This window comes from Thalassotalea hakodatensis, assembly GCF_030295995.1.
GTDB classification, from domain to species: domain Bacteria; phylum Pseudomonadota; class Gammaproteobacteria; order Enterobacterales; family Alteromonadaceae; genus Thalassotalea_C; species Thalassotalea_C hakodatensis.
Genome location: NZ_AP027365.1, coordinates 3,215,598 through 3,238,849, shown reverse-complemented (window position 1 = coordinate 3,238,849; position 23,252 = coordinate 3,215,598). Strand labels below are relative to the sequence as shown.

Here is a 23,252-nt window from a genome sequence, read left to right as displayed (position 1 = left end):
GCAGTTATTGAGTGCCGCTATACATCAGCTAAGAGTGTCATTAATTTGTCTCGGTGTTTGGTGGTTCGGAACATGATTGATAAACATGCATGTGACAAGCTTCTATATGAAATAAGTGCTGACAGAAGCGATACCACCCTTGCTTTTTCAATTGTTGCTCCGTAATTAATTCTTCAGTGAGTGCATACTGTAAAATACGGCTGGCGTATTTGATCCAATACTCTTGAGCAGCTTGAATATGAATAGCATTATTTGGATAAAGGCTTGAGCGTTGCTCGGTTAATTGCTGTTCAATGTGCGCCAAAACAAGCGGTTTGAATTCAGAGAATATAACGCGCTTAAAGGCGTTGAATTGTTTTGCACGCCATAGTTGCCAGGCCATCCAGCTAATTGCTAACACGGCAATAATTACGATTAATTCCATCAAAAAATCAGGTACTGCTAATTCATGGCGTTAAGGTAAATCATTTTTAGTTAAATAGCACCCTCAAATTTAAGTAACTTTTCTTTCAATGATAAACCACCGGCATACCCGGTTAATGAACCATTGCTACCAATAACGCGATGACAAGGAATAATGAGCGCAATGGGGTTTTTTCCATTAGCACCTCCCACAGCGCGCACAGCTTTGGGGTTTTGTATTTGTTCTGCTAGCCAACGATAAGATTTTGTTTCACCGCAGGGTATAGTGCAAAGTGTTTGCCATACTTGTTGTTGAAAGTTGGTACCATTTGGTGCAAGTGTTAAATCAAAAGTTTTTCTTTCGCCTGAAAAATATTCTCTGAGTTGTGTCAGTGATTGCTCAAAATGGTCGGTATTTTCTTCATGGGTACCGATATCAATTGAAGCTGCATTTCCTTCTGTAAAGTACAAACCCGTTAACCCCTGTGTTGATGCGGTAAGCAGAATTTCACCTAATGGTGATTGTGTTCTTGTATAGTACATATCGATTAATCCTTTTTAGCCAAAGAATGCCATAGGTATATAGCGGCATAGGCACGCCAAGGTCGCCATGACTCTGCAATTGCTAATATTGCCTTATTACTGGGTTTTTGTTGTTGGTGAGTTAATGCCTTGATAATACCTAAATCAGCACTAGGAAATGCATCTGGATCACTTAAGCCACGCATGGCAATATAATTAACGGTCCAAGGTCCAATCCCTTTTAACGTGCATAGTTGCTTTTCTAGTGTTTCAATAGATTGATAGGTATTAAAGACTTCTTTGTTGTTTTCAAAAAACTGTAGCCAAGTATACAACGTGTTTTTACGTGATTGGGTTAATCCTATATCGTTAAAATCTGCATGCTTTAACACGGTAAGAGAAGGAAAGCTGTATGCAATTTCTTCGGCTAATTCTGTATTGTAATCACCGTATTGTTTAACAATTCTCATGGCTAACGTAGTGGCTGCTTTTACTGATACTTGTTGCCCTAAAATGGCTCGAATTGAAAACTCTAAAATATCCCAACATCCAGGCAGGCGGAGACCCGGTGACATTGCAACCATTTTAGCAAGTACAGGCGTTTTAATTAATGCATCGTGGATCAAAGTCATATCAGCATCTAAATCAAACATTTTACGTACGCGCTGAATGACTTCGTTTAGGTAACGATAATCAGACAATGATACTTGTAAAGTGAGCGCATGCTTGTGTTTATGGTGCGAAACTTTGAGCCAGCCGGTGCATTGGTCGATGGTAATATTTCTTGCGTAAATACTGCTTGTAACATGTTCCATACCTATTACCTGCCTCTGTTGAAAAAAAGAGAGCATTAATGACCAATCAAATGGCGGACGATAAGGTAATAAAATTTCAATGCTTTTAGTTGACGGTGTTTCTATTCGTTGTCGCAATGAGTTTGGGGTACAACCATATTGCTGTTTTATTGCTTCATTAAAACGACGTATGCTTTTAAACCCACTAGCAAAGCCTATATCACTTAGCGATAACTGTGTTGTTTTTATCAATTTTCTTGCTAATAACAAGCGTTGATGTTGAAAGTATTCACTAGGTGATATACCTAAATGTTGTTTGAATAATCGGTGTAATTGTCGCGTGCTAATGTTAAATTTTTCTGCTAATGAGGTTAAATTATCTTCGTGATAGTCAAAGGTAATGAGTAATTTATTTAAATGGCTAGGAAGTGCATGACTAGGGGCTAATTCAGGAAAACAGCGTTTGCAAGGTGTAAAGCCTTGCTGTTGAGCTTGTTCAGCGCTGAGGTAATATTTCACATTTTCTGGTTTTGGGGGCCTTGCTGGGCAAATAGGCCGACAAAAAATACCTGTGGTTAGTACGGCAGTATAAAACTTGCCATCAAACCTAGCATCTCTGCTTAACCGAGCCTGTTCACAGGTATGAATATCTAGCGCCAAAATGTTTAAGCCTTATAAAATCTTTCGAATAAGCATATCGCATCATAAAGGATTTTCTCGCGATAATCGGACATCAATGTAAAAAAAGATTGCGTAAAAGTTAATAGCAATTTTTGTAGGGTATTTTAACTGCAATATTAACAAGGCTCACTTAAACGCGTTATTTTAAAGAATGACTCAGGCGTTTTTAATTATTCGTCAGTGTTTTTTATCTTTTGATAAGCTTTTGAATGATTGTGGCCATATAGTCAAAGAGACAATAAAAAAAATGACAACAAATGATGTTGATGAAAATTACCAATAAATGGTAACAAAGGGGAGAGCAACAACATGGGCCAACTTAATCGAGCCGCAAAAAATAGTAATAATAGAATCAAAACGAGTAGAAGCTTAATTGCAACCGCAGTAGCTTCCACATTCTTTATTACAACAGCAGGTTTTGCACAGCAAGAAAAAGCCGACACCAGTGATATTGAAGTGGTAACGGTAAATGCGCAAAAAAGAGTACAAAACATCTTAAAAGTACCTGTAACAGTGGGCACGATAAGTGAAAAACTCATTAAAGAGTCTGGCTCAGTTCTTTTATCAGAGGTAGATAAATTTATTCCAGGATTTGATTTTTCCGATAGCAATATGACGCAAGCAGGTATTACCATGCGCGGCATTTCAAGTCCGAATATTAGTGTTGGTGGTGATCCTTCTACTGCTACATTTTATGATGATGTGTATATGCCGAGGGCGGCACAGAATGTACTGTTTTCTGATATGGAGCGTATTGAAGTATTAAAAGGCCCACAAGGAACGTTGTTCGGTAGAAATGCAGCGATGGGTGTGGTGAATATGGTGCCTAAATCACCAAGAGATGAAAACGAGGGCTTTGTAAAAGCAACCTTAGGTACCGATAACTTACAAAAATTTGAAGGTATGGCTAATATCACCCTTAGTGACAGTATATATTTACGTGCCAATATTTTAGATGTTTCACAAGATGGCATGGTGAAAAATGTTGCTAAACCCGATTGGAATGATAATCATAAAATATGGGATCTCGGTGAGCAAAACCATCGTGCAGCGCGTGTGTCATTATTGTGGGATATATCATCTGTTACTAGTTTTCAAATTGCTTACGATTGGGATGATTTAGAACAAGGCCCTCCTATGGCTGTAGGTGTCAGTGAATATGCTTATAATCAAGGGAAAACTCCGTTTTCATCAAAAGCAGAGAATGACGTACGTAACGGAATAGAAGCGCGTGACATGTACGGTGTAACCGCAAAGCTAATGCATGAATTTGACCAGCATTGGTCGATGAAATATGTCATGGCATTTCGTGACTGGGAAACTGAAAACCGCCAAGATGAAGATGGTACAGGCGATAATACCCGATATTTTGATACCTCAAACAATGAAGACTCAGACATTTTTTATAATGAATTACAAGTCAATTATATATCCGATAACATTAATGCAGTTGCGGGTTTTTCTTATTCAAAAGAAAAAGTACACCAGACTACAGAGCTGAACATGACAACAGATACTGCGGCACGTCTAGTAACTGGAGAGGTAAATACTTTTATTAAAGGCGGCGTAGCTGAAGAACTTGTTTCGATGATTGGCGGTAATACCGACGCACATGCGGAAGCTGCATTTGGCCCTGGAGTTACATTTGCCGGTGCAGTTGATAGTTTATATGCACTTTCAGGCTTTCCAATGAGCCATATTTGGAATACAAATGAATGGTCAGGTGCGTTAAATGCTTTAGGTTTTGCTGATGATATTATGGCTGCTATTGGTATGGCGGGCATGCCGTTAACACCTGAAGTTGTTGCGCTAACCGGCGATGTAACCTATGACATTGTAGCGATGCAATTAGGTTTTCCTGAAATATTTGGCCCAGGGTTGGGAGGACAATTTTGGGAAGAAACCGTAAATAATACGGGTGATTTCACAAATTGGGGTGTGTTTGCTGATGTTGATTATAAAATTAATGACAAGTGGAGTATTATCGCTGGTTTACGGTATTCAAAAGATAAGAAAGACTTCACATGGCTAATTCCACAAAATAGCTTTAACGCGGTTCGCCCTGGCGTAGGAAATTTAGTTTTTCCAAAGGTAGACCTTGCTGCATCTGACGAATGGGACAAAGTGACGGGTCGTTTGGTGACAAGTTATCAGTTAGATGATGATCAAATGATTTTTGCTTCGTATTCTACTGGCTATAAATCCGGTGGCTTTGACTCATTAGCGCCGAGCTCGTCTGCGTTTGCACCCGAAGATACGACGAATATGGAAGTGGGCTACAAAGCGGTATTAGGCGGAAGTTTTATTGCTAATTTAAGTGCTTACTATTTAGAACTTGATAACTTACAACGTTCTATAGATTCAAAAGCGCCTGGAAGTACTCAAGCGATACCGACCATTATTAACGAAGATAGAAAAATAAAAGGCTTTGAAGCAGATCTTCGATGGAAAATGTCTGATTCTGTGCAGTTTGGCATGGTGACAGAAATTCGCTCTACTGAAAATGCTTCACCTGATTTTTATAATGGTGAAGGAGAATTAGTAGCTGCGACTAAAACATCATCAAAAGCGGCAAAAAACTATACTTTTACCTTTAACTGGATGCCTGACTTAGGCACTGGCCATACGAATCTTCATGTTGATTATGTCTTTAGAGAGAACAACAACAAAGATATTGCCGGTCTTGAAAGTTATAAGTTAGCTGTTGATGAATATTTTGAAGATGAAGAGCTCCTCAATGCCCGAGTTTCTTGGTCTGATGCAAGTGATACTTATGAAGTTGGTTTATGGGGGAAAAACTTGCTTGATAATCGTTACATGTTAAGTATCGGTGGTTTAACTGCTGATGTACTTGGCACACCTCAGGGGCGAATTAACCGCGGTTTAGAGGCAGGTGTTGATTTTAAATACTCATTTTAACCAACTAAATAACACGTTTTTTATCGCCGCATAGTTTGTCTATGCGGCTTTTTAGTATTTAAATAACAAAGCTTTTCATTCAGTTAATTACTGATTAGACTGTAGAAAAACAAATAGACAATCTTCCATGACCACATTTTTTTTTCATGTTGCGCTAACACAAATGCTTATGTGTGCATTGTTATTATCTGCTACTTGTCATCGCAGCACACCGATTAAACTCTTTATCTTACTGATGTTCTGCGGCAGCGGTTACTTGTTAAGTACTGTCTATGCTTCAGTTGAAAATAATACCTTGCTATGGTGGCTAGGGCATATGGGAGGCAATGCGCTGCCGGGGGTTTTTTGGTTGGTTAGCATTAGTGTTTTTGGCGAGCAAAAATTTATCAAACCTTGGCAATATGTAGTTGCATCCTTAACACTTGCAGTACCGTTAACCGCTAAGCTTTTTGAGTTACTCTTTGCTGTTTCATTAAGCCAATATGAAGCGATTCATGGTTTAATAAAATATGGTGCTTTACTGTTAGAACTTGTACTCATTGGTCATGCATTATTCATTTCTGCCGTTCAATGGCGAAACGACTTAGTACAAGACCGACGATATATTCGTGGCGGTGTTATTACGGCAGCTGGCTTTTATATCATTATGGTGATCATTTTAGAGCAGTTATTACAGATTGAGTGGCAAGGGCTAGCGTATTTTAAAGGGTTATTGCTTGCTATGTTAACAACCGCTGTTAATTATGTTCTTTTCCAGTTAAAAAGCGCCAGTCTCTTTGATATCCCCGAAAAGCCGGTAAGTATACAGAGAAAGGTGTCGGTAGAATCTAAGGAGATTCAAAAAATTCTCCAATCAATGGAACAAGATAAATTATACCGACAAGATGGTTTAACCATAGCGGGTTTATCGAAGCATTTATCAATACATGAATATAAACTCAGAAATTTGATCAACGGTGAATTGTGTTATCGTAATTTTAATGATTTTTTGAACTACTATCGCATTGCAGAGGTGAGTGAGCAACTCACTCAAAACGACTTTAAAACAACGCCAGTTTTAACCCTAGCGTTGGAAAGTGGCTTTAGAAGTTTAAGCTCATTTAACAAAGCTTTTAAGATAAAACATGGCATGACACCAACTGAATATCGTAAAAAATACGTATTAAATAATGAACCAACGTAAAATACACTAAAATAAAATACATTAAATTACAGTTTGTTACGATGGTTTTTTAATATTTCGTGTACCCATTTTAGAATCACTCAGCTTTTTTTCATATTTCGTCAGACTCCATAGCCCTTCATCCCTATAGTAAAGACAATTATTAATGACTATTGGGTTGGATGCGCGTGTTATCTTTTTTTAAAGTGTTAAGTTTAGGGCTACTTTCAACAGCAATTGTTCCAACATCAACAGCAGATGAAGCTCCCGCTACTTATCTGCAATGTATTGCTTGTCATGGTGATAATGGCCAAGGTAATACTGCACTTTCATCGCCAGCCATTGCCGGCTTGTCTGAAAGTTATATTACTCGGCAACTAAATAATTATGCGTCAGGAAAGCGTGGCCAGCATCCAGAAGACGTGTCTGGTCAGCAAATGGTGATGATCAGTAAACAGCTAGATTTGAACAAGGACGTTCCTGCATTAGCGTACTATATTGCTAACTTACCTCAAGTAAAAGCGGTATCAAAATTATCAGGCGATTTAAAAAATGGCAGCCGATATTATCATGCAAAATGTGGGGCATGTCATGGCGGACAAGCACAAGGTAATAAATCGTTTAATGCCCCCAAGTTAGCAGGGCAACATAGTTCATATCTATCAAAACAAATGCGTAACTTTAGTTCAGACGTTCGCGGTACTCATGCTGATGACAAGCTGGGTCGCCAAATGGCTATGATGGCAAAAACAGTCAATGAAAAAGAGCTGAATGATATTTTGTTCTTTATTAGTCAGCAATAACCATGATGAACCAACGTTGTGTAATACATACGCTTTCGTTCATAATTAGTTTTTTGTTCATGAACGTGAGTTTACAAGTAATGGGTAAAAAAACTGACTTTATATTGAAGTCAGATTGTCCACCGAGTTTCGAAAAGTCAGCTGATGGTACTTGCCGACTGGTTAATCTGTATCAATTTTATAACTCTGTGCAGGGACGAGGTGTTGGTGGCACACAAACCGCTTTACCTAAACACCGTGATGGTTTTACACCCGCAGAAATAGACTTAGGCCGATATTTGTTTTTTGATCCACTGCTTTCAAAAGATGGTTCTTTGTCTTGCGCCAGTTGCCATCAACCCGATAAAGGCTTTAGCGATCAACGTGATCGTAGTATTGGTGTGACGGGTGAAAAAGTAGTGCGTTCGGCCCCCACGTTATGGAATGTTGCTTTTCTGGACAAATTTTTTTGGGACGCGCGTGCAACGACACTTGAAGAACAAGCGATAGGGCCATTATTTGATCCAAAAGAAATGGGTAATAACCCCACTAAATTATTACAAGATGTGAATGCAAATAAATTGTATCGGGAATTATTCAAACGTGTTTTCCCACAATCAAATATGATTACGCTAACACAAATAACGCGAGTGTTAACCGCATTTCAATCATCATTAATTTCACTTAATAGCCGTTACGACAGATATGCACATGGCGCACACTATGTGTTAACGGATAGAGAAATAGCGGGTATGAATGTTTTTCGTTCCTTTGTCGCTAGATGTGCTGAGTGCCACCAACCACCTTTGTTTACTAATAATCAAGTTGCAGTGATAGGCACTCCTGAGCCAGAAGGTATGCCTTTTGATGTGGGTGCTGAAAAAACGTTCAATGCGAAAAAATTACGGGGCGGCTTTAAGGTTCCAACGTTAAGAAATATTACTAAAACCGCGCCTTATATGCATTCGGGCGGCTTTGATAATTTGTTTGATTCTGTTGAGTTCTACACAAAGGGGCGTGGGCATGCAGTACCTAAAAACGAATCGTTGCAATTACATTGGCATATATGGGAGCCAAACCTAACAAAAGAAGAAATTCAATTGATCGTTGAATTTTTAGGCACACTCACTGATGAAAGTTTAACACCAACAATACCAGCATTTGTGCCTTCAGGCTTGCCAGTCATAGATCAGGAATATCAATTAAGTATTACAAAACATAACAACAATAGTTCAGCAACAGGTAATGGGGAATAATATGAGCTCAGGTAAAATCTTAGGCGCTATATTAGTGGTCGGCGCGTTTGCCGGCGGTATGTATTTTGGCAGTAGTCAACAATCACCTACGATCACAAGCAGTAGTGGTGGTGCTAGCTATTCAGGTGGTTATGATAAATCAACTGATACATCGGTAAAAAATGCCAACAAAAGCGCTGTTGCAGCCCGAACAGCAGAAGGTGTCACACATGTGATTAATCCTGGTGATTTAATCATGGATGCAGTAAAAGCGGCAAATCCGGGTGATACCATTCAAATAATGCCTGGTACATACCATGAAACGGTTTATATCGACAAAGACGATATACGCATTGTTGGTGTAATAGATCAAGGAAAGCGGGCAACCCTAGACGGTCAAGGGACGCTTAACGATGCAATTTTGTATTCTGGGAATAATGTTGTTGTTGAGAATTTATTGATTACAAAATATAAAGGCAACGCTATTATGGGGCAAGCGGGTAACAATTTTGAGATCAGAAATAACATTATTGTTGATACTGGTGTATATGGCATATTCCCGCAGCTAGGTAAGAACGGTATTGTAGAGCATAATATAATTTCTGGTATTGAAGATGCCGCTATTTATGTTGGCATGAGTGATAATATTCATGTCGCGCATAATGAGGTATTTGATAGTGTTGCAGGAATTGAAATAGAAAATTCACGTCATGCAATAGTTGAAAATAACTACGTACATAACAATACGGGAGGGATACTTGCTTTTATCACTCCAGGTTTACCGATAAAAACGACTTTTGACGTCATTATTCGTCATAACTTCATCGTCAATAATAATACGGCTAACTTTGGCGCACCGGGCTCTACAGTTGCGGGGATCCCTGCAGGTACTGGTATTTTGATCATGGCTGCAGATGAAGTTATTGTAGAAGGTAACATTATATCTGGTAATAAAACCGCTGGCATCATCATAACTGATCATCAGAATGCGCCAAACACTACGATAGATCCTGAGTCTGATCCTGCGCCTGATAAAGTAATGATATTAGATAATGTAATGGATAATAACGGCTACGATACCATCGATGAAGCTAAAGCCTTAATGTTGACAGAGTTTAAACAAGGTAATCCTGATATTGTTCGGGTAGGTGTGAGTAGAGATAGCTGCATTATCAATCGCCATCGTTACGTTACGGTTGGGGTTAAAAACTGGCAAGAATGTAGTTTTACTAATACTGCAAATGTTGACAGTTATATTCTTGATGAACCAGTACCTGCGCGTGAAATAGATCCGTCAGAGCGAGGTAAAGTTGTATATATGGGGATTTGTGCGGGTTGTCACACTTACACTGGACGCATGATTGGGCCACCAGTTCAAATTATTCAAGCACTTTATATGGACAATCCACAAGGCTTAGCTGATTGGATTGCCAAACCAACGAAAAAACGTGACGACTATCCAGAAATGCCACCGCAAGATTACCTTGATGAAGCGACACGTTTAGCCGTGGCTAAGTATTTGCTAAGTGTAAACAAATAGGATTTAATGCGATATAAATAAAGATTGTTTACATCTTTTATTTATATCGCTTTCCAAGTGTTAACTTAGCTTGTACCTTTGTGTTTTAGCATGCATATAAAAAGGAATTTAACCTATGCAGTTGTTTTTTTCGTCTATCAATTTTTTTATTTTATTCTTTATATTTACTTTTAGTGTACATGCTAAAACCTCCGATCCTCTTATTTCAATTGAGACATATAGTCAGTCGCCTAATAAATCACTCGTCAGAATTTCGCCAAGCGGTAAGTTGTTAGCGTATCGTCTGACAGAGCAAAATAGAGATTTATTTGTTGTTGTTGATCTTACGACTAAAAAAGTGGTTCGTGGCTTTGATGTTTCAGGAATTGATCCGAAAAATGCATATTTCATCAGTGAAACGCAACTTATCTTGATTATGGAAAAGCGTTCTAAAATACGTGGCTTTATAGGACGTTATGATATTAGTACAGCTTATTTATATGACATAGATAAAAATAAAGTTAGCCAATTACTGAATCCAGGTAAAGGAATTTATGACGGGCAAACTGAATTGGGAAATATCATTGGAGTGTCAAAGGATTATAAGTTTGCGTACATGACTGCCTATGCTCAGCGAAGTAAAAACGCGGTGCCAAAAAATAGCATCATGAAGGTTAATTTAGATAAGCCCTATAAAACGCCTAGAGTGCATATTGAGGGCGGCTCAAATGTGATAGATTACTTTTTAGATCAAGATAATAACTTACTTGCAAGAGAACGCTTTGACCAAGAAAATAATATACATACTGTAGAAGTACTACACAATGATGATTGGAAGGTAATATTTAGTGATAAAACACCTTACATTACTCATGGCATATCGGGCGTTATGCCTGACAATAAACACCTTATTATGACCCTAAATCAAACGGGTTCTGATCAAGATGTTTTTACCTTAAACTTGGATAGTGGCGTCATTTCACCTGCAAGCTTTGGTAAAAAGAATAAAGATATTGAACACGTATTAACTGATATAAATCAGCAAGTATATGGTATTGAATACTCTGGGTTTACCCCAAGCTATACTTTTTTCGATGAAAAACTTGAAAAGCAGTTTGCCGAGATAAAAGATGAATTGCCAAACAGCAATTTAACATTAACAAGTGTCACCCCAAATAGAGACAAAGTTATTGTTTTTGCTGAGTGGGATGGCTTGGCGGGTGATTTTTTGTCATATAACAACAAAAAACTCGCCCATGTTGCAAGGTTATGGAAAGACATCACTTGGGAAGATGTTCACACGGTCATTGATTTTAAATTTAAAACTCGAGATGGTGTGATTATACCAACGTTGCTAACGTTACCTACAATTGCTGAAGGTGATAAAAGCAAATTACCAGCGATAGTACTGCCACATGGCGGCCCTGAATCCTATGATAAGAAAACCTTTTATTGGTTAGCTCAGTATTTTGCTAATAGAGGATATTTAGTTATCCAGCCTCAATTTAGAGGTTCAACAGGTTTTGGTGCTGAACATACGCTTCTTGGTAGAGGTCAGTGGGGTAAGAGTATGCAAGATGATCTTACCGACTCTGTCACAGCATTGATTAATATGGGTGAAATAGACAGTAATCGGGTTTGTATAGTGGGTATTAGTTATGGTGGCTATGCCGCATTAGCAGGCGCTGCGTTCACACCTGATGTTTATCAATGCGCGGTATCTATAAATGGTGTTTCTGATATTGCAGAGATGTTGGAACAAGAAGAGGATAATCATGGTCGTGATAGTTCTATATTGGCGTATTGGCAAGAGGTAACTGTTAATAATAATATTGAAAAAGAAGAACTTGATGCGATTTCACCTGCAAAACATGCAGCAAATATAAATGTACCAGTGCTGCTAATACATGGTACTGACGATATGGTTGTACCTATAGAACAATCTGAAATTATGGTGGAAGCGATGGAAGACGCAAATAAAAAAGTGGAGTTTATTAAGTTAAAAATGGAAGGTCATCATTTGAAACAAAACCAAAGCAAAATCATTATTCTTAAAGCGCTAGACAAATTTATATCGAATCATATCGGTTAAATAACCTTCCGAGCTTTTTTGACAACTAAGGCCTTTTACAATTGGCCTTTTTATATAATGTCTAGTCTACATAGGTAAATACAGCATGTGCTAAGGTAACAGAATTAAAAACGACTTTTGGCTTGAATACAAACAACCTGACTAAATTAGAAGCTAATGGAGTTTGAATTAGCCAGTAAAATAAGAAGTTTACTTTAGGGTCGGTTGTTCTTTCGAGATTAAATTTAGTTAAACCCAAAAGGCAGCTTTTTCGTCATTACTTTTTTCATGAGGAATAACCACACATAAATTCAATGCCTTGCCTAAATACCCATAAACTGCCGCTAAAATAAATGCGAAAGATCAACTGACACTAGTATCACCTGTACCGCGCTTGCACTAATACCATGCCAAGAGTGAGGAAGCTGTTACCACTGCTTATTAACCTTAAACAATTAACATTGTATTGAGACACCAATGGATATTATGAAAATAAATCAATAATTTTTAATATGTCTCCAATGAACAACACTTTAAATAATTGAAATTGTTATATTTTTATTTAAAGTCTTAAAAAGTGTTACCTAAAGGCAACACTTTTTAAGCTGTTTTACGTACTTTTTTATAGATTATTATTGCTGTTTGTTTTAAGTCGTTGATTTAATTTGTTTTTAAAATCTTGGCACCAAAGTTGTTATATTCTAATCGAAGCACTGAAAAATAATGGCAAGCACAAAATTATTTGCCTTATCTAGGTGCTAAAGAAAATTTACTTAATTATTTAAGCAATTAGTTAGAGGAAAAAATTATGAAAAATTTAGCGATGATCTTATCAACTGCAATGATGTTAGCTTCTATTAATGCCTATGCTGGTTCAGACTTTGACGAATATGATATTGATGGTAATGGTGTTATCAGTGCAGAGGAAGCGAGTAAAGATGCTGCACTAGCTGAACAATTTAATCAATTAGACACTAATGCTGATGGTGAATTAAGCAAAGAAGAGTTTGCAAGCTTTTCAGGTGAATAATATATTTTTAACCTCGGCTTTGTATAAGGAATACATACCATTAGTTAATATTTTTTACTAACACTTAATATGTTGAAGAGTGTAGGGGGCTATCGTTTCTTCAACATATTTTGAAATAAGATAAAAATTTAACTTCAAATTTATAAAAACGGATTTTAGTTGTTAAATTTGATTTATTGATATGTCTTATACAGGTTGAGGTTACTCTGTATTTACCTTGTATTTGTAATTCCCAACCAGTACGAGTATTTCAAATAATACGATTTATTTAAATATAAGCTGCCGTTAAGTTAGACACTTAACGGCAGCTTTTTCTGGTTAATTTAAACTAGTTTTAGTTTCCATTGACCTTTTTTAAATAACTGCCAACCTACATAGGCAAATACGGCTTGTGCTAGCGTTACAGAGATAAAAACGCCATTTGGTCCAAAAGCAAATAACTTGGCTAAACTATAGGCTAATGGAATTTGAATTAACCAATAGCATAGTAAGTTAACTTTAGTGGGAGTTTTTGTATCTCCTGCGCCGTTAAAAGCTTGTACTAATATCATGCCAAGTGCAAAGAAGCCGTTACCAAGACTGATCAATCTCAAGCAGTCAACTCCGTATTGAACAACCAATGGATCTTGTGAAAATAAACCAATAATTTGTTTTGGGATCAACAAGAAAATCGCAGCAACACCTACCATATAGTAAATATTATATTTAGCGATACGTTTCACTGATGCTTCTGCACGATCAGGCTTTGAAGCGCCGAGGTTTTGGCCTACTAACGTTGCTACCGCATTACTAAGCCCCCATGCAGGAAGAATTGCAAACATAAAGATACGGATCGCAATGGTGTAACCTGCTGTGGCTTCACTACCATAAGTTGACACTATTCTGACTAAAGCAATCCAGCTTGCGGTTGCAATTAAAAATTGAATAACGCCGAAAAATGACAGACTAAGTAATTGTTTAATTAAACTTAATTTTACCATTAGGTGCTTAATACTTATTTGGATGCGTCCGGCAAGGCCAAATAGGTGGTTTAATTGATATAAAACGCCTACGCCTCTCCCTATTGTTGTTGCTACAGCCGCGCCTGTTAATCCCATTTCAGGGAATGGGCCAATACCGTAAATAAGCAAGGGATCTAACACAATGTTTATGCCATTGGCTAACCATAAGGATCGCATGGCAACTGATGCATCGCCAGCACCACGGAAAATCGCATTCATTAAGAACAAATACAAAATTGTGATCGAGCCAGTTAGCATTATAGTGGTATAGCTCTTACCTGCGGCAACAATGGCATCATTACCTCCCATCAAAATAAGAATATCTTCTGCGAAGTTTAGTCCGATGAAACCAACAATAAGCGCCACGGCCAAACCAATCCAAAGGGTTTGTCCTGCAACAGCATTTGCTTGTTCTACATTTTTTTCACCATATCTACGTGCGATTGTTGCAGTGACTGCCATGCTCAAACCAATAGCAACGGCGTATAAAAGTGTTAACACTGCTTCTGTAAGACCTACTACTGCAACTGCTTCTGCGCCTAAACCTGAAACAAAAAATATGTCAGTAATAGCAAATACTGACTCCATTAGCATTTCAAGTACCATAGGCACTGCCAGAATAAATGCAGCAATACCTATTGAACCTGAAGTTAAATCTTGGTGTCCTCCCTTTAACGCTTGTTTGAAAAGTGCAAATATACTTACTTTTCTCTTTGTTGTTGGGGGTGTTGTTAAATTATTATGTTCTGTGGTCAAAACGTTAAACCTTTTCCATGCTCTCATTGAGCGTCTAAAATTAATTCATAATAAGAATGAATAGTGATGACTATAAATAGATGGGATCGACTTTCTCAACGACAACAAATCGAATGTTTGTCTAACAAATGATTATCATGTAATAAAGAGGTCTATGCGTCTTTGAGTTGCGATGTAACTTAAATCAAAATCGAAAGATTATGCTAGGTTGAAACAACCAAAAAAGATCCCTGAAACTACAATATCCGCTGAAGCGATAGCGATTACATTGTTCATTGTCTTGTTCTCCAAGGATTTTTGAATAGACGCATAGAATGGCAGTCGTTGCTGTTAAAGTCAACGACTTTTTTATGTCTATTTGGAGGTTAAATTAAAGCGTTAAAAACCATAGGTGATCGCTTTAATGATTAAGTAATCATCAAGGCCATATTTAGATCCTTCTTTGCCAAAGCCTGAGTGTTTTATACCACCAAAAGGCGCTATTGGGTGTGATATTGCGGTATCATTAACACCAATCATGCCATAGTCTAATGCCATAGTTGTTTCTTGTAGTCGGTTGATATTTTGACTAAATACATAACTGGCCAAACCAAACTCGGTATCGTTTGCTTGTGTAATTACTTGCTCAGGTTCATCAAAAGTGATTAAGGAAAATACTGGGCCAAATATTTCGCATTGAGTAATATCACTACTGTGATTGACGTTATCAATCACGGTTATCGGATAAAAACTTGAGTCTGGAGATTGCGATAAGCCGCCTAATAAAATTTTGCCACCATCAGCTTTAGCAGATTCAACTAATTTATGTACATTTTCTGCCGCTTCTTGATGTATTAAACAGGCTATATCACTTTCTGCTGCTTCCCCGTTACCCTGTGTTATTTTCTCTAAACTTGCAACTAATTGTTTTTTAAAGGCATCGGCAATAGGGCGGTGTAAATAAATTCTATTAGGGCTTATACATGTTTGGCCACAATTTCTTAATTTAGCATCGACTAAAGCTTTAACAGCTAACGAAATATCTGCATCATCATAGACAATAAAAGGGGCGTTGCCACCTAGTTCTAATGATACTTTTTTAATTGATTCAGCACATTGCTTGTTCAGCAATTTTCCAACTTTTGTTGAGCCAGTAAAGGTAAATTTTTTAACTAAAGAGTGCTGCGTTAGTTGTTCACCAATCGCTCGAGAATCTTTGCCAACGATAATATTAAATACGCCGTCTGGTATACCTGCTTGTTTAGCGAGTACAGCTAATGCAAGTGCGCTATAAGGTGTTTCTGAGGCAGGTTTAATTACAATAGTACAACCAGCAGCTAATGCAGCTGCAGCTTTACGGGTGATCATTGCAGTTGGGAAGTTCCATGGTGTAATGGCTGCTACTACACCAACCGGTTGTTTAATAATACTGATCATTTTGTTATCAACATGCTGTGAGATGGTATCGCCATATACGCGTTTGGCCTCTTCGGCAAACCAGTCGATAAAACTTTTTCCATAAGCGATTTCACCACTGGCATCAGCCAGTGTTTTGCCTTGCTCACGTGTCATGATCAGGGCAAGATCATCTTTATGTTCATTGATCAACGCAGCCCATCGTTGTAATTTAGCTGCTCGTTCGTAGCTTGTTTTTGCTTGCCATAAAGATTGAGCCGTATTAGCGGCAGTAATCGCTTGTTCTACTTGTTCTGCGGTTGCCTCTGCTACTTTAGAAATCACTTCGTTGGTTGCTGGGTTTATCACCGGAAAATTATCATCAGATGTTTGCCATTGACCATTGATAAATGAGCCGTGTTTTAGTAATTCGGTGTTTTTCAAGTCTTTCATTCTCACCTCCGTACAATTTTCAGTTAGTTTCTCAAACAGAGCATAGTTTATAAAGCCTGAAAAAGAATATATTTATTAAATGTATACAGTATGCAATAATTGGGCGGATTATTTGTTATAGAGGTTTGTATGTTAAATATTGATGCAAGTAAGGTGAATGAAGCACTTACATTTCCTAAATTAGTTCCTGCTTTGGAGTATGCATTTGCCAGTGATGTTATTGTTCCGCCACGTTTACATTTTGATATTGAAAACCCAAAAGCTAGCAGAGAAACAACGTTATTGATTATGCCTGCATGGCAATCAGGAGAAGTGGCCGGTGTTAAGCTCGTGACTGTTGCGCCAGAAAATGCCACAAAAAATCTACCGTCGATTCAGGGTAGTTATTTATTATTCAATGTTGATGATGGTCAGTTAATGGCTATTATGGATGCACCTACAATAACAGCTAAACGTACAGCTGCAGCCTCAGCGTTAGCCTCAAGTTATTTATCTCGTATTGACAGTGAAACCTTGTTTGTTATTGGTACTGGCACTTTGTCATCGCAGCTAATTGAGGCACATGCATCAGTAAGACCAATTAAACAGGTGAAAGTTTGGGGTAGGTCACTAGAAAAAGCACAATCAATTTGCGATAAGGTCGCTCATTTAGCTATTGATTGTCAGGCCGTTAGTGATATTGAAGAAAATATTGCCGGTGCAGATATTATTTCGTGCGCCACCTTAAGCCAATCACCGCTAATAAAAGGTGAGTGGCTGGTTCCTGGTCAACACTTAGATATGGTCGGCGCTTACCGTCCTGATATGCGCGAAATGGATGATGAATGTGTTAAAAAAGCATCGATATATGTGGATAACACAGAAAGTGCTACCAGAGAAACAGGCGATTTAGCGATCCCTCTCGCTGAAGGTGTTATAACTCTTTCAGATATTCACGCAGATTTATTTGCTCTATGCAAAAAGGAGCAAGCTGTTAATCGCAGCGCATCACAGATCACGCTTTTTAAATCAGTGGGCCATGCACTAGAAGATTTAGCCGCGGCTAGATTAGTTGCAGAGCATGTAAATGCAGTAAAAGCGAAATGATATTAGAGACGAGTGCATCAACGAAGTTAATTAACAATGTTAACAGTTTGTAATATAAAGGAGTATTTGTTGACTTTCGTCATCTAGCTGCTTTTAATTAGACTATCGCTGATGGATATAAGCTAATTTTTAATGAGTTCGACAGTTTCTTTTAATAATAAATTAAGTCGTAGGGTATTAATTTATATACTATTATGCAGCTCATTATTGTCTTTGGTGTCAATTTCTATACAGCTGTACTCCGCTTTTCAAAAAGATATTGTTCGTTTGAATCAACAAATGGACAATATTGAATCTAGCTATATTAAATCAATATCTACTAGTCTATGGGATTTTAATGCGCCTCTTGTGAAACAACAAATTCAGGGGATTGTTAATTTACCGAATGTGAAATTTGTTGAGATAACTACGGGTTTTGGCAAAGTATATCAGCATGGCGATGCGCAAGTTGAAGCGATGAAAACGGTTGAATATCCTATCTTTTATGGCGAGAACGATCTTGGGGTGATAAAGATCGTATCTGATTACGAAGATATATATCTAAATATTCGAGAGCAAGCGGGTTTTATTGTGATGTCTGAATCGATAAAAACCTTTATCGTCGCGTTCTTTATCATGTTTATAGTTCATTGGGTGGTTACCCGTCATATTTATCATATTACTTCTTATTCCCAGAAAATTAGTACGGATACCCTAGACACACCATTGGTATTACAACATAGAAATGAACACACTGACGAGCTTGATGACTTAGCTGACGCTATTAATAATATGCGTATAGCGCTGAAAAATGACATTGTGAAACTTGAAGAAGCTGAAAATGCGTTAATCAAGTTAAATGGCGAGTTAGAAATTAAGGTGTATGATCGTACTGCTAAACTTGCAGCAAGTAATCAGCAATTACAGCAGTCATTAGACGATTTAACATTAGCAAAAGATCAGTTGGTTCAATCAGAGAAAATGGCGTCATTAGGCCAACTTGTTGCGGGGGTTGCCCATGAAGTTAACACCCCTTTAGGTATCTGTGTTACGTCTATTTCTGCATTAAAGGAAAAGGTTATCGAACTTAATAGCGCAGTTGAAAGTGAAAATTTAACAAAAGCGCAATTAACCAATACCTTGTCTTTGTTGGTAGAATACCAAGAAATTATTGAGCGTAGTTTAAATAAAGCCGTTGAATTAATCAGAGGTTTTAAATCTGTAGCTGTTGAACAGCACACAGATCCTGAAATTAATATTAATTTAGCGCAGCACGTGAATGATGTTGTTAATACCGTTAAAACGTTATTTAAACGCAAACACTATACGATTAATTTATCAGTTGATGAACAATTAAACCTTGTAACTTACCCTAGTGCCTGGAATCAAATATTAACTAATTTTTTAACAAACTCTCATATTCATGGTTTTGAAGACAGAGATAAAGGTGAAATTTGGATCGAATTCACTAATAAAAATGGCTTTTTAACCTTACTTTACCGTGATGATGGCAAAGGTCTGTCTGCTGATATTCGCAAACGCATTTTTGATCCGTTTGTTACCACCAAGCGTGGGCAAGGTGGTTCAGGCTTAGGAATGAACATTGTGTATAATTTAGTCACCGTAAAATTGGGGGGCACAATTACTTGTTTATCTACAGAGCAAGGCTGTGGCTTTCAAGTAAAAGTACCTATTGCCGAAAAAGCTCACATCGCATAAATGAATTTGAAGATAAAAGCTAAGCTTGAAACATGCGTAACAATCAATAGCTCTTATTTTTGTTAATTAAACCGACTGATGCAAAATGGCCTAATATCAACCTCAGTTTTGTCGTTATCAATAATTTGACCCACTAATGTTCCGGTAATAGCGCCTAACGTAAGGCCTAAATGCTGATGACCTAAAGCCAAAATAATATTTTCGTGCTTAGGCGCTTTGCCAATAACAGGTAATGAATCAGGTAATGATGGTCTACAACCTACCCACCCTTCTGCACTAACGGCTTTTCGTTCGACGATATCGTTAATAACGTAACTCGCATTGTTATAGAGCATTTCTACTCGTTTGGCATTCATTGGTTGAACAAGACCTGAAAATTCAGCTGTACCTGCCAAGCGTAAACCATCTCGCATTGGAGTTATAATGAACCTTCGTTCAGCAGAGGCAATAGGCCGGGTAAAAGTATGTGCTGTGTTTTTTGGTAAATCCAAGCTATAGCCTCTTTCACTTTCTAACGGTAGACGATAACCTAATGCGTCGGTAAATTTTTTCGACCAAGCACCAGTAGCTAGTACAAGCTTGTCAAAACAGTGAGTTTGATGGGGCGTGACAAGGCTTATTCCTTCATCATAATGATTCACCGCGCTTACTTCTTCTTGATACAGTTTAACACCTATAGAACGTGCATATTTTGCCAGTGCTTGCGTTAACGCTAAAGGGTTACAAGTATGTGCAACATCAGTGAAATATAAGGCATGATATATGTTATCTGAAATATTAGGTTCAAGTTGCTTTAATTGAGTTTTATTTAAAAGCTCAACCTTCACATTCTGTGCGATGTACCGCTTTTGTTGTTGCTTAATTTGCTCAAGTGGCGTGTTTTCAAAAACTAATAAGCTGCCTTGATTAATAAATAAGTCGCTAGCTTTTGCTTCTTCTAGTAATGATTGATAGCTAGCAATTGCTCTTTCATTTAATGAACGTAATGCTTTAGTACTTTCTTCACGTTTTGATTTACGCATATTACCGATAAACTGGCAAAACCAAGGAATTGCTTTAGGAAAATATCGCATGGATATAGCCACAGGTCCTAACGGATTTAACAACATATAAGGTAACTGCCTGAGTAAACTAAATTCGGCAAGTGGGAATATTTGTTCGGTAGCAAAATGGCCAGCGTTTGCTTTTGAACAACCTTCGCCAACAGGGCGATGATCAAATACGGTTACCTCGTAGCCACGTTTCTGTAATGCAATAGCGCTGTTTATTCCGATGATGCCCGCGCCAATAATGGCGACTTGTTTAGCATTGCTTGCTGTCATAGTTCTACCTTAATAAGAAGCCTTGCGGGAAAATATCTTGCTTATTTAGTAGAAATTCGTGAATTCCTGTGATGTACGAGCGACCACTTACGCGAGGAATTACTGCATTAACTCCATGGTAGTCAAGTGGCTGAGTCGCCATTACCGTCATATTACTGCTAACGATACTTTCGATAATAATAGGTGTGTTTAACTCAACGCTTTGTTGATGATGTAGTAAGGCAACTCTTGCTGAAACTCCAGTACCTGTAGGGGAACGATCAACCTCTCCATCAGCAAAAATACAGACGTGTCTAGAATGGGATTGAGCATCTGTTGTTTTACTGGAATAAAAAATAGTACCGTAAATAAAACTCAAATCTTGTTCTAAAGGGTGGTTAACTGGGTACTGTTTTGCGACTAGATTTTTGATCAAGCGACCTAGATTAATTAACTGCTGTTGGTTTTCAGGAGAACATGAAACAGCTATTTTATCGGCATCAACAAACACATAATATGCACCACCATAGGCAATATCAAAAGATACGTCACCAAAGCCTTCTATATAAATGACTTGTTCAGTTAATTCAACAAAGGCGGGTACATTATCAAAGCTGATTTGTGAAGTTTTATTATGCTCATTGACGTAAGCTTTTATTAATCCAGCCGGTGTATCAATACCAATATAACCTTTAGTATTGTTTAATTCGATTGCTTGGGTTTCAACAGCAAGAGAAACAACAGCGAGAATGCCATGACCACACATACTTGAGTAACCTTCATTATGCATGAATAAAATTCCGAAATCTGCATTAGATGTACAAGGAGTGGTAATTAATGCGCCGTACATGTCAGCGTGACCCCTTGGTTCGTACATCAGAAACTTACGTAGATGATCTAAATGTCGTGTAACATATTGACGCTTAGCTAAAATGGTATCGCCTATTATTTCTGGATATCCAGCTAAAATAATCCGTAGCGGCTCTCCCTCTGTGTGCATATCAATAGTTTTTACAGATTGATAACCTGTTAGTTTATTAAGATTAAACTGCATTTTTCACGCTCAAATTAAAAAATTTTATATATTATACTTGTCTCGATGAAATAATTGTATACAATATTCTATGTTGATTCTAGCAATTAATAACAAAAGCTAGTTCCTTTTCATTATGTAGTAAAAATAGATGACGAATATTAATTGGCGTGGTGGTTACTCTGCAGTCACAAGACATTATAGGGAAGACTTTCCAATTAACCTTTTCGGCAACGAAAACAATAGTAGATTCTATTATCCAAGATGGGTGACGGTATTATCGCCTTGGTTACAGTAGTGAAAATTGTTACCGATGAAGTATTGTTATAAGCGAGAGTTATCTCGCTTATATGTTAGTCAATAATTTTAGGATTTAAATGAACAAAGGCACATTTTTTTGTATTGATGCGCACACCTGCGGCAACCCTGTGCGTTTAGTCACAAGCGGGCACCCTGAATTACTTGGCAAATCAATGAGTGAAAAACGACAAAGTTTTTTAGCTCAGTATGATTGGATAAGGCGAGGGTTGATGTTTGAACCCCGTGGTCATGACATGATGTCTGGTGCTTTTCTATACCCCCCGTGTAGTAATAATGCTGATGCTTCAATATTGTTTATTGAAACATCAGGATGTTTACCAATGTGTGGTCACGGTACTATTGGTACTGTCACAACGGCACTAGAAGCGGGTTTATTAACACCAAAAACTCCTGGGAAATTGATCATTGATGTACCAGCAGGGCAAGTCAATGTTGAATACGGTATGCAAGGCGATAAGGTGGAATTTGTAAAGATCTACAATGTTGCTGCTTATTTAGCCCATCAGAATATTGCTTTAGATATCCCTGAACTAGGCACAATAATTGTTGATGTTTCTTATGGCGGCAATTATTACGTAATAGTGGAACCGCAAGAGAACTTTCCCGGGATTGAACACTGGAGTGCCGCAGATATATTGCGTTGGAGTCCAATTATACGTCAAATTGCCAGCGAGGTATTAATTTGTGAACACCCAGAAGACCCAACCGTAAACGGTATTAGCCATGTCCTTTGGACTGGTACACCAAAGCATGAAAGCTCAAACGGTGCGAACGCTGTTTTCTATGGCGATAAGGCAATTGATCGTTCGCCATGCGGTACAGGTACAAGTGCTCGTATGGCGCAGTTATTTGCTAAAGGGTTGCTTAAAGTAGGAGATAGCTTTACTCATGAAAGCTATATAGGGAGTCAATTTGTTGGGCGTATTGAAGGTACCGTCACACTTAATATTGCTAATGAAGAAATACTCGCTATTAAACCAAGCATTCAAGGTTGGGCAAAAGTATTTGGCAAAAACTGTATCACCATTGATGATGATGATCCTTACGCATTTGGTTTTACAGTTAAATAATACCAATTCGCATAAATATTCGGTCATTCAGCGAGAATTAAT

General features: G+C 37.8%; 17 protein-coding genes. 10 read left to right on the top strand and 7 right to left on the bottom strand.

The features are described from left to right. Positions 1-40: 40 nt before the first annotated feature. The 3 genes from QUE72_RS14335 to QUE72_RS14325 are packed head-to-tail and all read right to left on the bottom strand — an operon-like array spanning position 41 to position 2,378. Entirely contained in the window at positions 41-424 is a 384-nt protein-coding gene (locus QUE72_RS14335; RefSeq protein WP_286269742.1) for a hypothetical protein, read from the bottom strand. 50 nt (positions 425-474) lie between these two features. Further along, positions 475-945: a methylated-DNA--[protein]-cysteine S-methyltransferase gene (locus tag QUE72_RS14330; protein ID WP_074499147.1), complete on the bottom strand. Its 471-nt coding sequence runs from the start codon at positions 943-945 to the stop codon at positions 475-477. Positions 946-950: 5 nt separating this feature from the next. Then, positions 951-2,378, bottom strand: a complete 1,428-nt coding sequence (locus QUE72_RS14325; RefSeq protein WP_286269741.1) for a DNA-3-methyladenine glycosylase 2 family protein — start codon at positions 2,376-2,378, stop codon at positions 951-953. A 330-nt stretch (positions 2,379-2,708) separates the two neighbouring features. Here QUE72_RS14325 and QUE72_RS14320 point away from each other — a divergent pair, with 330 nt between their 5' ends. The 7 genes from QUE72_RS14320 to QUE72_RS14290 all read left to right on the top strand — a co-directional run bounded on the left by QUE72_RS14320 (position 2,709) and on the right by QUE72_RS14290 (position 13,117). Then, positions 2,709-5,318, top strand: a complete 2,610-nt coding sequence (locus tag QUE72_RS14320) for a TonB-dependent receptor (RefSeq protein WP_286269739.1) — start codon at positions 2,709-2,711, stop codon at positions 5,316-5,318. Positions 5,319-5,445: 127 nt separating this feature from the next. Continuing rightward, positions 5,446-6,501 (top strand): helix-turn-helix domain-containing protein, encoded by a 1,056-nt coding sequence (locus QUE72_RS14315; RefSeq protein WP_286269738.1) that lies wholly within the window; start codon positions 5,446-5,448, stop codon positions 6,499-6,501. A gap of 167 nt (positions 6,502-6,668) precedes the next feature. Beyond that, complete coding sequence (locus QUE72_RS14310) at positions 6,669-7,283, top strand: c-type cytochrome (protein WP_286269736.1); 615 nt, start codon at positions 6,669-6,671, stop codon at positions 7,281-7,283. A 59-nt stretch (positions 7,284-7,342) separates the two neighbouring features. Continuing rightward, positions 7,343-8,518, top strand: a complete 1,176-nt coding sequence (locus QUE72_RS14305; RefSeq protein ID WP_286269734.1) for a cytochrome-c peroxidase — start codon at positions 7,343-7,345, stop codon at positions 8,516-8,518. A gap of 1 nt (position 8,519) precedes the next feature. After that, positions 8,520-10,037 carry a parallel beta-helix domain-containing protein gene (locus tag QUE72_RS14300; RefSeq protein WP_286269732.1) on the top strand — a complete coding sequence of 506 codons (1,518 nt, stop codon included), beginning with the start codon at positions 8,520-8,522 and terminating at the stop codon, positions 10,035-10,037. Between the two features lie 115 nt (positions 10,038-10,152). Then, positions 10,153-12,108, top strand: a complete 1,956-nt coding sequence (locus QUE72_RS14295) for an alpha/beta hydrolase family protein (RefSeq protein WP_286269731.1) — start codon at positions 10,153-10,155, stop codon at positions 12,106-12,108. A gap of 787 nt (positions 12,109-12,895) precedes the next feature. Then, complete coding sequence (locus QUE72_RS14290) at positions 12,896-13,117, top strand: EF-hand domain-containing protein (protein ID WP_074499142.1); 222 nt, start codon at positions 12,896-12,898, stop codon at positions 13,115-13,117. A gap of 323 nt (positions 13,118-13,440) precedes the next feature. Here the strand turns inward: QUE72_RS14290 and QUE72_RS14285 are convergent, their stop codons facing one another. Then, positions 13,441-14,874: an MATE family efflux transporter gene (locus tag QUE72_RS14285; protein ID WP_286269728.1), complete on the bottom strand. Its 1,434-nt coding sequence runs from the start codon at positions 14,872-14,874 to the stop codon at positions 13,441-13,443. 378 nt (positions 14,875-15,252) lie between these two features. Further along, positions 15,253-16,701, bottom strand: coding sequence for an NAD-dependent succinate-semialdehyde dehydrogenase (locus tag QUE72_RS14280; RefSeq protein ID WP_286269726.1), 1,449 nt, complete (start codon positions 16,699-16,701; stop codon positions 15,253-15,255). 129 nt (positions 16,702-16,830) lie between these two features. On the opposite strand from QUE72_RS14280, the gene lhpI reads away from it, so the two are divergent. Then, positions 16,831-17,787 carry a bifunctional Delta(1)-pyrroline-2-carboxylate/Delta(1)-piperideine-2-carboxylate reductase gene (gene lhpI, locus QUE72_RS14275; protein ID WP_286269722.1) on the top strand — a complete coding sequence of 319 codons (957 nt, stop codon included), beginning with the start codon at positions 16,831-16,833 and terminating at the stop codon, positions 17,785-17,787. A 132-nt stretch (positions 17,788-17,919) separates the two neighbouring features. Continuing rightward, complete coding sequence (locus QUE72_RS14270) at positions 17,920-19,485, top strand: sensor histidine kinase (RefSeq protein WP_286269721.1); 1,566 nt, start codon at positions 17,920-17,922, stop codon at positions 19,483-19,485. 62 nt (positions 19,486-19,547) lie between these two features. On the opposite strand, the gene QUE72_RS14265 is transcribed toward QUE72_RS14270, so the two are convergent. Beyond that, positions 19,548-20,807, bottom strand: a complete 1,260-nt coding sequence (locus QUE72_RS14265) for an NAD(P)/FAD-dependent oxidoreductase (RefSeq protein WP_286269720.1) — start codon at positions 20,805-20,807, stop codon at positions 19,548-19,550. A gap of 4 nt (positions 20,808-20,811) precedes the next feature. Next, entirely contained in the window at positions 20,812-21,840 is a 1,029-nt protein-coding gene (locus tag QUE72_RS14260; protein ID WP_286269718.1) for a proline racemase family protein, read from the bottom strand. 356 nt (positions 21,841-22,196) lie between these two features. On the opposite strand from QUE72_RS14260, the gene QUE72_RS14255 reads away from it, so the two are divergent. Then, positions 22,197-23,210, top strand: a complete 1,014-nt coding sequence (locus QUE72_RS14255; protein ID WP_286269716.1) for a 4-hydroxyproline epimerase — start codon at positions 22,197-22,199, stop codon at positions 23,208-23,210. The last annotated feature ends 42 nt before the right edge of the window (positions 23,211-23,252 follow it).

What these genes read in the sequence shown, in the direction of transcription:
- QUE72_RS14335 (WP_286269742.1), bottom strand. Translation starts at nt 424, where the DNA reads ATGGAATTAATCGTAATTATTGCCGTGTTAGCAATTAGCTGGATGGCC.
- QUE72_RS14330 (WP_074499147.1), bottom strand. Translation starts at nt 945, where the DNA reads ATGTACTATACAAGAACACAATCACCATTAGGTGAAATTCTGCTTACC.
- QUE72_RS14320 (WP_286269739.1), top strand. Translation starts at nt 2,709, where the DNA reads ATGGGCCAACTTAATCGAGCCGCAAAAAATAGTAATAATAGAATCAAA.
- QUE72_RS14315 (WP_286269738.1), top strand. Translation starts at nt 5,446, where the DNA reads ATGACCACATTTTTTTTTCATGTTGCGCTAACACAAATGCTTATGTGT.
- QUE72_RS14305 (WP_286269734.1), top strand. Translation starts at nt 7,343, where the DNA reads ATGAACGTGAGTTTACAAGTAATGGGTAAAAAAACTGACTTTATATTG.
- QUE72_RS14300 (WP_286269732.1), top strand. Translation starts at nt 8,520, where the DNA reads ATGAGCTCAGGTAAAATCTTAGGCGCTATATTAGTGGTCGGCGCGTTT.
- QUE72_RS14295 (WP_286269731.1), top strand. Translation starts at nt 10,153, where the DNA reads ATGCAGTTGTTTTTTTCGTCTATCAATTTTTTTATTTTATTCTTTATA.
- QUE72_RS14290 (WP_074499142.1), top strand. Translation starts at nt 12,896, where the DNA reads ATGAAAAATTTAGCGATGATCTTATCAACTGCAATGATGTTAGCTTCT.
- QUE72_RS14280 (WP_286269726.1), bottom strand. Translation starts at nt 16,701, where the DNA reads ATGAAAGACTTGAAAAACACCGAATTACTAAAACACGGCTCATTTATC.
- lhpI (WP_286269722.1), top strand. Translation starts at nt 16,831, where the DNA reads ATGTTAAATATTGATGCAAGTAAGGTGAATGAAGCACTTACATTTCCT.
- QUE72_RS14270 (WP_286269721.1), top strand. Translation starts at nt 17,920, where the DNA reads ATGAGTTCGACAGTTTCTTTTAATAATAAATTAAGTCGTAGGGTATTA.
- QUE72_RS14265 (WP_286269720.1), bottom strand. Translation starts at nt 20,807, where the DNA reads ATGACAGCAAGCAATGCTAAACAAGTCGCCATTATTGGCGCGGGCATC.
- QUE72_RS14260 (WP_286269718.1), bottom strand. Translation starts at nt 21,840, where the DNA reads ATGCAGTTTAATCTTAATAAACTAACAGGTTATCAATCTGTAAAAACT.
- QUE72_RS14255 (WP_286269716.1), top strand. Translation starts at nt 22,197, where the DNA reads ATGAACAAAGGCACATTTTTTTGTATTGATGCGCACACCTGCGGCAAC.